The organism is Nostoc sp. (assembly GCF_036917635.1).
Taxonomy (GTDB): Bacteria; Cyanobacteriota; Cyanobacteriia; order Cyanobacteriales; family Nostocaceae; genus Nostoc.
Genome location: NZ_JBALCW010000099.1, coordinates 68,615 through 81,378, shown reverse-complemented (window position 1 = coordinate 81,378; position 12,764 = coordinate 68,615). Strand labels below are relative to the sequence as shown.

Below are 12,764 nucleotides of genomic sequence, written 5' to 3'. Positions count from 1 at the left end.
TGGATTAACGATTTTAGATTCAAATTTAATCCAAAATCCAAAATCTAAAATTCTTACTCCCTACTCCCCACTCCCTACCCCCCACCTCCCCACTCCCCACTCCCCACCTCAAAAATGTTCCTCACCCAAACTGTTCCTCGTCAACGAGAAATTCTGGAAGTATTCCTTCGCAATGGCTGGGACTATATGCGAAGGTTACTTACTGGTGGTAAAGCTGATGAACCCCAGCTACCTACACCTGCGGTTTTAAAAAATATCCTGGTAGACTTGGGGCCAGTTTATGTTAAACTTGGTCAGCTACTTTCTACCCGTCCCGATTTACTAAACGCCGCCTATATTGAGGAACTATCAACTCTACAAGACGAAGTACCGCCTGTTCCTTGGTCAGAGATAGAAATAATCCTCCGTAAAGAATTAAAACTTCCACTAGCAGAAACCTTCAGCACAGTTAACTCGATCCCAGTAGCGGCGGGATCAATTGCTCAAACACATCGCGCTACATTAATAGACGGTCGAGAAGTCGCTCTGAAAGTGCAACGTCCGGGAATTGATTTGACTATTGCCCAAGATATTGCTTTAATTCAAGGTATTGCCGATTTAGTGGCGCGAACTGAGTTTGGGCAAACTTACGAAATCAAATCCATCGCCGAAGAATTTACCAAAGCTCTAGAAGCCGAGTTAGATTTTACCCGGGAAGCGGGTTTTACAGACCAACTACGGCGTAACTTATCTCAGAGTCGCTGGTACGATCCCACACAAATAGTAGTTGCGGAAATTAACTGGGAATTGACCACAGCAAAATTACTGGTGATGGAATGGTTGGATGGGGTGCCATTTTTATCGGCGGATTTGGACAACAACAATAATGGTAAAGACCCTGCTGTAGAGCGTAAAGAAATAACTACTTTGTTATTTCGGGTATTTTTTCAGCAACTATATATTGATGGATTTTTTCACGCAGATCCGCATCCAGGAAACTTGTTTTATCTCAAAGATGGTCGTGTTGCCCTCTTAGACTGTGGCATGGTGGGAAGACTTGATCCGCGCACACAGCAGATATTAACAGAGATGTTGTTAGCGATCGTTGATTTAGATGCTCAAAGGTGCGCTCAATTAACTTTGCAACTCTCAGATTCTGCTCAACCAGTAATTTTGTCGCGGTTAGAAAATGATTACGATCGCATGTTGCGAAAATATCATAATGTCAGCCTAACGCAAATAAACTTCAGTCAGATAATTTATGAAGTTTTACAAGTTGCCCGCAACAATAAAATTAGATTACCTAGTAATATGGGTTTGTATGCCAAAACCCTAGCGAATTTAGAAGGTGTAGCGCGGACATTCAACCCGGAGCTTAACTTTTTTGATGAAGTAAAACCATTAATTACAGACTTGTTTCGGCGGCAATTATTAGGCGATAATCCAGTGCGATCGCTATTACGCACAGCCTTAGATATTAAAAGTCTGTCTCTGCAATCTCCCCGGCAAATTGAACTATTATTAGACCGGGTTACTTCAGAAACCTTACAGTGGAATTTATCGCTGCGGGGGTTAGATGGCGTGCGCCGCACTATGGACGATGCAGCTAACCGACTATCTTTTAGTATTTTAGTCGGTTCACTGATTATGGGTGCAGCAATTATATCCACCAGAGCGCAGACAACACAGCTATCTTTTTTAAGCACTAGCCTGTTTGCCGTCGCCAGTTTATTGGGTTTGTGGTTAATTATTAGTACATTGCGATCGGGACGTTTACGGTAAAACCATTTTAGATTTTGAATTTTGGATTTTGGATTGAAGGAAAAATCTAAAATCTAAAATCTAAAATTGAATTTCTAATATAAAAAATATGCCAATCATCATTGCGGAAAATCTGAGTAAATCTTATCCGGTAGCAGTTAAAAATCCGGGTATTAAAGGTACAATAAACCACTTTTTTCGCCGCACCTACCGCTCAATTAAAGCAGTTCAGGACATTTCCTTTGAAATTGCCCCTGGTGAAATAGTGGGGTTTTTAGGGCCAAATGGTGCTGGTAAAACTACCACACTCAAAATGCTCACGGGGCTGATTCATCCTTCTAGCGGTACAGTCAAAGTTGCTGGACAAACTCCGTTTCATCGCAAAGAAGCATTTTTGCAAAAAATTACCTTGGTAATGGGGCAAAAGCAGCAGTTAATTTGGGACTTACCAGCGCTGGATTCTTTGAGAATTAATGCTGCTGTATACAACATTTCTGATAAAGAGTTTCAACGACGGGTGGGAGAACTAACAGAGATGCTTTCGCTAGAAGGCAAACTTACCCAAGCAGTACGGAAGCTATCTTTGGGTGAACGAATGAAGGCGGAATTGCTAGCAGCACTTTTGCACCGTCCTCACGTATTATTCCTAGATGAACCAACACTGGGACTAGATGTAAATGCTCAGGTGGCGGTGCGCGATTTTTTACGCGACTACAATCAGCGCTATCAAGCTACAGTGCTGTTGACGAGTCATTACATGGCTGATATCACAGCTTTATGTCAACGAGTGCTGTTGATTCACGAGGGAAAGCTGATGTATGACGGTAGTTTAGATGGACTACTACAACGTTTTGCTCCATACCGAGAAGTCCATATAGAGTTAGCCCAACCTCTACCGAGAGAAAAACTTATGACCTATGGTGATGTGCAACTCTTAGAAGGGCGATCGGTGCATTTTATGGTATCTAGAGAGGCGCTCACCCGCACCGTTTCTAAGATTTTGACGGATTTGGAGGTAATTGACTTAACAGTTACCGAACCGCCTGTAGAGGAAGTAATTGGACGAGTGTTTCAGGCAGGTGTTGTGGAGTAGAGACGCGATTAATCGCGTCTGTAACAAGAGTGGGTAATTTTTGTAGCGGTAAGTGAATAAATGAAGCGAATAATCAGAAAAGCCTTAACTTTGCTGTCAGTATACTACGCCTACATGCTTGAGTATCGAGCAGAACTAATCTTATGGGTTTTGGCTGGGTCTTTGCCGATTATCCTTATGGGTATCTGGATACAGGCAGCACAAGGCGGGCAATTTGGGCTATCACCTGTAGATTTTGCTCGTTACTTTATCACAGTTTTCGTCATTAGACAATTAACAGTTGTTTGGGTAATTTGGGACTTTGAAACAGAGGTAGTGGAAGGCAAGCTTTCGCCCAAGTTGCTACAACCACTCGACCCAGTATGGCATCATGTTGCGGGTCATGTTTCTGAAAGATTTGTTCGGCTAACGTTTGCTTTACTATTAGTGGGATTATTTTTTATTCTTTATCCCCAAGCTTTTTGGTTACCAAGTTTGAGTAGATTTTTGCTATTTACATTGGCGGTGGTGCTAGCTTTTGCTTTGCGGTTTACGATTCAGTACACCTTTGCCATGTTTGCCTTTTGGACAGAACGGGCTAGCGCGTTAGAAAATTTTTGGTTATTATTTTATCTATTTTTATCTGGTTTGATAGCACCTTTAGAGGTCTTTCCAGAACCTGTGCAGAAAATAGTGATGTTTACGCCTTTTCCCTATTTGATTAATTTTCCTGCGAGTCTTTTGGTAGGGCTACCTGTAGATATTGGGCGAGGATTTGGGTCAATGGTGGGATGGATATTAGTGTTTTTGGGTGCGAATCGCGTGCTTTGGCGTGCAGGTTTAAAGCGGTACTCTGGGATGGGAGCTTAAATAATTTAACATTCAATTAAAAAAATCCCATCCAATGATTTGGTTAAGTACAGCTTTGCGTCAAACCGCGCAGAGTAGTTTTTACCCTCTCCCTAAATCCCTCTCCTAAATCTGGGAGAGGGAGTTTGAAATTCTGGCTCCCCGAATCCCAGATTTGGGATTCGGGATTGGGGGATGAGGGCAAATCCTTTTCATCAAGCAAGAACTATAGGTTTTAAGATAGACGTGGTTTAGTTTTTAACTGGCTCAATTGCTCATCAGCGTAGAGAATTTGCAATGCCCGTTGCACAGTGGATTCTTTTGCACCTCCTTTGAGAATAGAGATTTTATAAATTACTCGGTATTGTCTTAAAGTTTTCTGCCCTCCCCAAAGAATAATCTTCTAACTTAAAATCAGCAAAAGGCTTCTTTTCTAACCTATCCCGTAGTGCTTCATCAAGAATTACACCTGGTGATTGTTTTTTAACACCAATGATTATAATACTTCTCTGATATTTAGTTAAATCTTGATTTGCCTGACAATCACTTTGTTTAAATTGTCCCAAATTTAATATACGATAACCTTTGATGCTTGGTGTATTAATAAATATTTTTTTTACTAAAAATTGGATTTGTTTTGAACGTTCTAGAGCCATTCGCTGTTGAACTTCTATATTACCTTTACAAGAAATGCCTACAGAAATAATCTCACTAGGGTCTTGCATTATATTCTGTATACCTTCTTGTTCTAAGTTCAACTTTAAAAGGTCTAGACTAATAATTTCATCATTATATTTAATTTGAAAATTGCTACCTAAAAGCCATTTATATTTTAGTGATAAAACAGCTACATTAAATTCGGCTACCCTCCCCTGACTATCCCTACCTTCTTGATAAGAAAAATAATCAATATTGCCTTTTTTTTCGGGAGATTGTCCGTAATTTTGCATGATAGAAAATTTGGATGTCCGCGTTGCTAAGGCTGCTATACTAAGTAATCCTAATATCACTAGCAATGCTGCAAAAAATTTTAGTAGTGGTACTTCTTCCGGCTTTTTCTGCGGAGTAAATGAAGTTTTAGTAATTGGTGGTGGCAATTGCTCAATATTATAATCCCCTATTAAATCAATATTTGCATTAGTTTCTGTTAGCTTGGTTTCAATTTCTTCTAGGCGTTGTAAAATTTGCTGAGTATGGGCAGGACGCTTTTCTATATCCGGTGCTGTGAGCGAATCAATTAAATTCAATAGTAAGGGTGAGATGTGGATAGCATGATTTTGCCAGTGCAATAAATTTTGCTGCATATCATACATATCTAAAGGATGGTATCCCGTGAGTAAAAATACAAATGTGCGCCCCAAGGCAAAGAAATCTGATTGGGGTACTGCTTGAGCATTCATTTGTTCTGGAGCGCTGTAGCCAGATGACATCAGTGCTGTCATCCCGTCACCGTTGTTGAGTTTGTCTGGGTAGGCTCTATCAATTTCAGTGGCGGTGCCAAAATCAATTAGTACCAAATCTCCCCAGCCCTTCGCAAGGGGAGAGCGAATCATGATATTAGATGGCTTAATATCTCGATGCAGGTACTGTTTACCATGTACTAAATCCAAAATTTCTACCAATTGTTTTAACCAGTCCACAGCTTGTTCCTGCGAAATAGGATAATTCTGCTGCTGTTTTAACCACTGCTCTAAGTTGTATCCACCAATTTTTTCCATTGCAATGCAATGCAACACTAAACCATTTCGGGTTTGATATTGGAAGTAACTATCCTCTTTGGGAATGCCGGGATGCTTAAGTTGTCCTAATACAGTTACTTCTTGCTGAAATAGTTCTACTGCTTTGGCGTCGCCTGATAAATCCTCTTTGAGTATCTTGAGGATTTTAGGGGTATCTTGTTCATAAGCTTCATAAACTTTACTAAACCCTGTTTTATCACTCAACAGGCTCGTCACGCGATAACGCCCTAGCAATTCCAAATGGGAACCACAACTTTGACAAAAGCGGTTTTGATGATTATCCGGGTGGTTTGGTTTAGGGCAAACGGGATTGATACAAAGGCTCATGAGTGGGGAGTGGGGAGTGGGGAGTGGGGAGTGGGGAGATGGGGGAGATGGGAGAATAACCAATGCCCAATGTCCCTATTAATTCTTCTGTTGCTGTATGATAATCCCGTCCAATAATTATGAGATTTTCTATCTGTGTTCTGCCAAGAAAGCTGCTACAGTTTGGTTAAATGCCTCTGGTTGTGTCAAAAACGGCCAATGGTTGCCGGGAACTTGGCAGATGCGTAAGTTTTTAAGATAGGTTTTGTAGGGTTGGATTTGCCAATCTTGGGGATTCAATCCTTGTTCTGGCTGGACGAAGATGGCAGGGGTGTGAAGGGGAATTGTAAAACCAGGCACTTGCATTACTGCTTCAAAAATTCCGTCGCGGGCGGCTATAGTAAATTTGCTGCCCCAACTACCATCGAGTTTTTGTTCTATTCCGGCTTGGAAAACTTGCTGTTGTAAGGAACTCCATCCTTGATATTGCTTTAACTGCTGTGCTTGTTGTTCGGCTTCTTCATAACTGGCAAAGGGACCCATGCTTTTGAGAAAAGGCAAGAAGCGATATAACATGGGAAAAGTTACCCTGACAAGGCTGGGCATTTTCCAGATGAAAATTGGATCGACTAGAATTATACTCCGCAAACGCTTTGGGTTTTGCCTTGCCCAGATGGCGGCTAATTTGCCTGTCCACGAGTGGCTGACAATATGGGCAAAAGTCCATCCGAGATGATCCATTAGTGCTTCGAGGTCTGCGATCGCACTTTCAAAGCTATAATCTTTCTCAGGTTTACTACTTTGCCCATGTCCGCGCATATCTGGTGCAACTATGTGGTAGTCTGCTGCTAGGTAATCTCCTAAACTAGACCAGACTAGAGCATGGTCGCCTAATCCGTGTAACAGTAGTAAAGGTTCTTGACCTTGGTTCCACTCTAAGTAAGAAAGTTGAATATCAGGCTTTGATAATGTTTGACGTACAGGCATCATTGCACATCCACCAATGAAGAGATAGTTTCGCGTTTATATATTACTGCGAAAGAAGATGGACGCGACCAGATGCGACTTGACAGCTATAACAAAGCCTTGTAATTTATTCCCCATCTCAACTTTTCTCATAAGTCAAATTACTTAGATGCGATCGCGCATTTGGAGTCAGAGTAATTAAATCGTCAATATTGCGTTTCATTGTCTCGCAAATCGCATCTAGAGGTAAGTCGTTAGGGTCGTAACCAAAGGGGTTTTCTATCTCCAAGCCGATGGCTTCAATACCAAATACTGTAAAACCAACCAAAGCAGCAATTAAACCTGTCCACCAACCCAGACTATGCACTATTTGAAACGGTAGCAGTAAACAATATAGTAATAATAATTGCTTAAGATGAATCGCATAAGCTAATGGCATAGGTGTTTTTAAAATACGTTCGCAAGCACCTAAATTATCCACAAGATTATTCAATAACTCTTGCAGAGATGTTAACTGGTAACTATTAAGGCAATTGCGATGATACTGCTCCTGTAAATAATCTCCTATCCAAAAGGCAACCTCTATAGGGGGATTATTCATAATCTTCAGTTTTATATACTTACTAGATGGCATTAAATCTTCTAACTCGCTATTGACTGCTTCTCCCCGCAAATGTAATTTAGTTGTCACAGCAAAAGCTACCAATAAATTTAATGCTGTAATTTTATTGTCTTTATCTTCTGGTGAAATTTCGTCAATTGATACCCAAATTTGCCGTGCCAGATTTCGGGTGTTATTTACTAGAGAACCCCAGCATTTTCTCCCTTCCCAAAATCGCTCATAAGCAGTATTAGTACGAAATACAAGTAACAAACCTAAAACAATACTAGGAATAACACTTCCTAAAATAGGTTGGGAAACAGGCAAATCAAAATGGTAAAGTATAGAAATAAAAAATCCGAAAGCTCCGCACCATAAAATATGTTTATAAATTGCTTTCAGAACCGAACCTTTAAGTTGCAATTTAGTGCGTAGCCATGTGAGTTTTTCGCCTATCATGTAGTCACCCTAAGAGAATATTTAGTGAACCGATAGATAAAATATCTATACTTTAAAATTAATAACTATAGTAATAGCACAATTGGCAAACAGCATACTGTAATAAATACTGTTGCGAAGATCACAAGATATGCTGGCGGTAATTGAGTATATGCTACCTTCTGTTACAATCCGCTGAGGTAGGGGAAGGCTGGGGAGCAGCCTATTACCTTTTTGTTTAATTATTTGTTCAATTAGTCAATGCGTAAGTCATATAAACCTTTGTAGTGAGCGATTCATCGCTCACTACAAAGGTTTATCAAGACTAAAGTCCTCATTACAAACTTTGATTTATTTACACCTAGCTACTTAAAAATATTGGGTGGAGCGATGATCGCACCCCACCCAAGCTAAAATAATCTAAAATTTAACGACTAATTCGCTACTTCAGCCACCTCAATAACCCGCCCTTCATAGTCCTTGACCAAAAAATTCAGGGGCTTCTGGTTGCGAATCTTGAATTTCAAACCGCGCACTTCGACTCGCATTAAAATCATTTCCAGGCAGTCATGATCAAAACAAACGTGGCGTTGCTGATTTTTGCTACCTAAACTCGCTCCAGTAATCACATGTAGCTGGGTGTTTTTCTTCAATTGATACCACAGCCCATCGTTGCCATTATTCATCATTTTGCTAGACAAGCTCGGCCCAGTAGACATATATAGTGGATCAATGCCAGTTGCGCCGATAGTTTGTTCGTAGTTGTAGTAGTAGTGCAATGGCACCTCAGCTGCTGGCAAATCTAGCAGCCCCTCATACAACTGTCGGGCAACCTCCAAATCCGACACCATTACAGTGTGTACTTTTGGCGCACTGGTGAGGAACATCCACATTGCGCCAGCGTAAGCTGCTAGCAGCATCACCATAATCCCTTGAGTGGAGAATAGGCTATCTAAGGGCAGGGAAGGCAGAAAGGAGCCTAATGTAAGGGGACTGAGGAGGAACGATATCACACTAACTGCTATAACCATGAACAAATAAGGATTCTATAAGAGAGCCGATTTTATGATTGTCGATTAAGACTAAAATTAAGTCTTTGTTTCTAGTTTATCAATATTCAAGTAGTCTGAGTTTGGGCTACAAACTGGGCAACACCAAGATATTATGCGATTAACTACCGGAGTGCAATTCCTAAAACTATTTTAACAACTATCAATCAAAAGGCTTATGCAAATTCCTCATTTTCCGGAAGCTAATCACCCCCTGGTGAAGTCGCTGTTCCATCATAGCGACCATGAACTACTGACTCTGTTTCAGAGCAATCCAGATGCCGGAAAGTACTTTACGGTGATTTTTTGCCGCTATAGTCCCATAGTGTATACCTTAATTCGGCATTCGGCGCGATCGCCTGTGCAGGCAGATTATCTGTTTGCCCTCACCTGGCGGCATATCTACTACGAACTCGGTGGACTAAATTTAACCGCCTCTGAATCAGGACAGGAAACCTTAACCATGCAAAATTGGTTAATTAATATGACAGCTTTCTGTATTAATGAGATTAAGCTACCACCCACAGAAGCAATTCATTATTCTCTGCAAGCGACTTCGCCGCCGCTATGGTGCTATGTAGAACAGGCGTTAGACCAATTACCACCAGTTTTGCGATTAATCGTGTTAATGGCTCAAACTTTCCACTGGAGCGAAACTAGAATCGCCGCCTATCTACAAGCCGAAGGAGAAGCGATCGCCCCAAGCGAAGTAGCCAATTTTTTCCAGGAAGGCTATCGTATGCTAGAGGACAAATTACCCACAGATATCCGCTCTATCTACTTTGGGGAAGATGTACTGCAATCATGATTTAAGTGTAAACGCGTATATTATTTGTCTCCAATTAAAAAATTAAACCTTTTTCTTACACCTTCTACTTAAACCCGCAACTTTAGGGGTAATTTTTATGAAACAACGGCTTGTATTCCCCAGGCAAAAGGTAGGCTTAATTTGTCTAGGTGCGATTTCTCGTCCCCAAATACTTTTACAGAGCTTTTTACTGTTGACTTTTTTGCTGAGTCCTGTAGCTGCGGGTGCAGTTGATATTACGCAACAACTCCACCGCCCTTTAAATAGTTCCGTTGGGCGACAATCAAGAGATGAAGCAGATAGCTTGCTGAGTATCGGTGAACAATACGCTTCAGGATATGCCGATAAAACGATTGTGTCTTGCTTGCAGGCCTTGGAACTATATCACTCAATTGGCGACCTGAAAGCACAAGGTCTAACCTACAATTTGCTTGCAAAGGCTTATGTGCAGCTTGGAAGTTTAAGAGAGGCGGAAGATGCTTTACGACGAGGATTAGCGATCGCTCGTGATACCCAAGACTTCCAATCTGAGATTTTTATGCTAAATAATATCAGTACATTTTTCCTGCAACAAGGAGAATTTGTTGTTGCTGGTAAAATTGTTGAAGATGCACTCGCAATTGCTCAGGGTGTCAAAAACATTGAAGGAGAAGGACTATCTTTAAGTAATTTGGGTTTACTAACTGCTAAGTTAGGAGATTATAATAAGGCGATTAAATTGTATGAAAATGCTTTAATTTTCCGCCGTCAGACTGGCGATGCCATCGGTGAAGCAAATACCTTAAATAATTTAGGTGATGCCTACCTAGCATCTGGAAATTATCAGGATACCGTTAGCAGTTATCAGGGAGCAATGCAGATAGCAAAAACGAACCGCGATCGCACTAATCAATTACGGGCAATTGACGGTTTACTTACTGCTTACACTGCTGTCGGACGCTATGAACGGGCTTTTGATTTACTAGAGCAACGTTTAGCACTTGCTAATGAATTGCAAAATTTGCGAGAAGAATTAAAATCTTTTGAGTCTTACGCTCAGTTATACAAGCAACAAGGTAATTACCTAACTGCTCGGAATTTTTACGAAAGGGCGATTATATTGGCGCGGACATTAGAAGATAGCAAACAAGAAGTGCAATTGCAAAATCAGCTAACTAAAATGTTTCAGCGCAAGTAGGAATAACTTTTACAACACAAATTCATCCCTCTCCGATACGGAGAGGGACAGATTTAAACAGAAAAATTTCTCAAATAGTAAATTTAATTAACGGCTGATTTATGCTGAATACATCTAATTTTTAACAACTCAGTCGATTTTTTATCTCTAACTAGAGGTTCAAAAATCAGACATAATATCTCATTCTAAAGTTTGACAAACCTAATCAATAAATATTATGTTATTAACCAATTTTATTGCTAAATATTGCAGATTTTGCTATATAAATTAGTAAATAAATTCACTTGTCTGCATCTGTCACAGGAAACAAATATTTCTTACCGAATTAAGACTCAAGGGTTATTGGTAAAGTGATAGTGAACGTAGTGCCAATGCCTTGAGTGCTTTCAACTTGAATATGACCCTGGTGATGTTCGACAATAGCTTGAGCGATCGCTAATCCTAATCCTGAACCAGTAGCGCTGGCTGTAGCTGTATTCCCACTTGTATGAGTCCGTGCCGGATCTACCCGATAAAACCGATCAAACAACCGTGGTAGTGCTTCTGCTGGAATTCCAACTCCGGTATCACTCACTTTAACTTGCAACTGGGCGCTGGTATAACGTAGTCCAGAAACGCGATTTATTCCCTCTATCCGCGCCAATTCAACTTTTACCCGTCCACCTGCTGGAGTGTAATGCAAAGCGTTAGCAATTAAGTTTGTGAACAGCCGCACCAGTTGATCCCAATTGCCCACAAGGGTAAACCAATTTTCCAGTAATTCCGGGCTAGTTTCGGAGGCGGAAGGATCAACTAAGTCTAGAGAAAGAGCGATTTTTTTTTCAGGGACTAACGATTGTTGTTCTTCAACCACCTCCATCAGCAAGGCATCAAGCGGACAAGTTGAAAAAGTCTCTTTGCTAATACCACTATCCTGTCGTGCTAAGAACAATAAGTCATTAACTAACTTACCCAAACGCTGTGTTAACCGTTCCACTACCTTTAATTGTTGCCGATACTGCAAAGAATTAGTCGCTTCTGTCTCTGCTAAATCCAAGTCAGCAAGGGCGACTTGCACATTAGTTTGAATCAAAGTAATCGGACTTCTAAGTTCGTGAGAAGCATCAGCAGTAAATTGTTTGAGGCGTTGGTAAGACTCGCCTACAGGTTCCATCGCTTTACCCGAAAGAAACCAGCCACTTGCGCCCACACAAATCACCATTAACCCAATACCTAGCGCCAAATCAAAAATTAACTGGCGACTGGGTTTAGTGACTTCAAACCAGGGATGACTAACACGCAGATATCCTAATACTTGCCGCCCCACTTCCACCCGTTGTGTCACTTGTCGCAATAAAAGTGCTGAGTTTGGAGTGGGCTTACCGTGAGCGTAGCCGAACGGGAGTGGGGAGTTTGGAGTGAGGAATTTATCATCTTTGCCTTTTTCTTTCTCTCCCTTAACTACTACGCGCACAGTTTCACCAGTGCGGTTGGCATGAATAGGAATATTTAAGGGTTCGGATAGCGTAGACCAAAGTAATTCACCAGTCGGACTAAACCATTCTAGGTCGATGTGGTCATCTTCTACGGTGTCAGTATTATCACGAAAACTGGCTTCTACATTAATGCGAAATTTATCTGCATCAGCATTAATTGGTTCAAATATGAGCTTAGATGCACAGGGGCTTGTTGTGAGACAACGCTCCACTATTTCTACTACATGGTTAAGGGTATCATCAATGCGCTCAACCAGTGTACTGCGGACGTATAAGTAAACGCCACTGGCAAACAGTAGTAGTAATACAGCAGTGACAGTAGTATACCAAAGGGCCAGACGGCGACGAGTCGCTTGAAACATATTGCAATGCCGCGAAAAATGCTTTGGGTAGGCGAGTTAGCAAAGAATAAAACAGATATGGTACTATCGATTATTTTCCTTCAAAATACTCTTAATTCGGCTCTAACCGGAAAAATTTTTATACTAAAATTCTCTAGAAAAATAATTTAATATATTTAACGATTAACCTCAATAAATTAAGT

Annotated in this window: 10 protein-coding genes and 1 pseudogene; 5 read left to right on the top strand and 6 right to left on the bottom strand. The window is 40.9% G+C overall.

The features are described 5' to 3' along the window. The first annotated feature begins 114 nt into the window (after positions 1–114). The 3 genes from V7K32_RS24775 to V7K32_RS24765 all read left to right on the top strand — a co-directional run bounded on the left by V7K32_RS24775 (position 115) and on the right by V7K32_RS24765 (position 3,682). The gene (locus tag V7K32_RS24775) at positions 115–1,761 is read left to right on the top strand and encodes an ABC1 kinase family protein (RefSeq protein WP_334996924.1); all 1,647 of its coding nucleotides are present in this window, start codon (positions 115–117) and stop codon (positions 1,759–1,761) included. Between the two features lie 88 nt (positions 1,762–1,849). Further along, complete coding sequence (locus V7K32_RS24770; protein WP_334996922.1) at positions 1,850–2,833, top strand: ABC transporter ATP-binding protein; 984 nt, start codon at positions 1,850–1,852, stop codon at positions 2,831–2,833. 60 nt (positions 2,834–2,893) lie between these two features. Then, a complete protein-coding gene (locus V7K32_RS24765; protein ID WP_334996920.1) occupies positions 2,894–3,682 on the top strand; it encodes an ABC transporter permease in 789 nt (262 codons plus the stop codon). Positions 3,683–3,914: 232 nt separating this feature from the next. Here V7K32_RS24765 and V7K32_RS24760 read toward each other — a convergent pair. The 5 genes and pseudogenes from V7K32_RS24760 to V7K32_RS24740 form a co-directional block, all read right to left on the bottom strand. Next, positions 3,915–4,007, bottom strand: a pseudogene (locus V7K32_RS24760) (transposase); the annotation flags it as partial. 1 nt (position 4,008) lies between these two features. Further along, entirely contained in the window at positions 4,009–5,727 is a 1,719-nt protein-coding gene (locus V7K32_RS24755) for a serine/threonine protein kinase (protein WP_334996918.1), read from the bottom strand. A 129-nt stretch (positions 5,728–5,856) separates the two neighbouring features. Then, complete coding sequence (locus V7K32_RS24750) at positions 5,857–6,693, bottom strand: alpha/beta fold hydrolase (RefSeq protein ID WP_334996982.1); 837 nt, start codon at positions 6,691–6,693, stop codon at positions 5,857–5,859. A 118-nt stretch (positions 6,694–6,811) separates the two neighbouring features. Further along, entirely contained in the window at positions 6,812–7,732 is a 921-nt protein-coding gene (locus V7K32_RS24745) for a bestrophin family protein (protein ID WP_334996916.1), read from the bottom strand. Between the two features lie 413 nt (positions 7,733–8,145). Then, on the bottom strand, positions 8,146–8,742 hold the full coding sequence (locus tag V7K32_RS24740; RefSeq protein WP_334996914.1) for a glyoxalase-like domain protein: 597 nt from the start codon (positions 8,740–8,742) through the stop codon (positions 8,146–8,148). 196 nt (positions 8,743–8,938) lie between these two features. Between V7K32_RS24740 and V7K32_RS24735 the strand changes: the two genes are divergently transcribed. Both V7K32_RS24735 and V7K32_RS24730 read left to right on the top strand, forming a co-directional pair. Next, positions 8,939–9,568: a sigma-70 family RNA polymerase sigma factor gene (locus V7K32_RS24735; RefSeq protein WP_334996912.1), complete on the top strand. Its 630-nt coding sequence runs from the start codon at positions 8,939–8,941 to the stop codon at positions 9,566–9,568. Between the two features lie 97 nt (positions 9,569–9,665). Next, complete coding sequence (locus V7K32_RS24730) at positions 9,666–10,745, top strand: tetratricopeptide repeat protein (protein ID WP_334996910.1); 1,080 nt, start codon at positions 9,666–9,668, stop codon at positions 10,743–10,745. Between the two features lie 325 nt (positions 10,746–11,070). On the opposite strand, the gene V7K32_RS24725 is transcribed toward V7K32_RS24730, so the two are convergent. Next, positions 11,071–12,582, bottom strand: a complete 1,512-nt coding sequence (locus V7K32_RS24725) for a sensor histidine kinase (RefSeq protein WP_334996908.1) — start codon at positions 12,580–12,582, stop codon at positions 11,071–11,073. Positions 12,583–12,764: the final 182 nt, after the last annotated feature.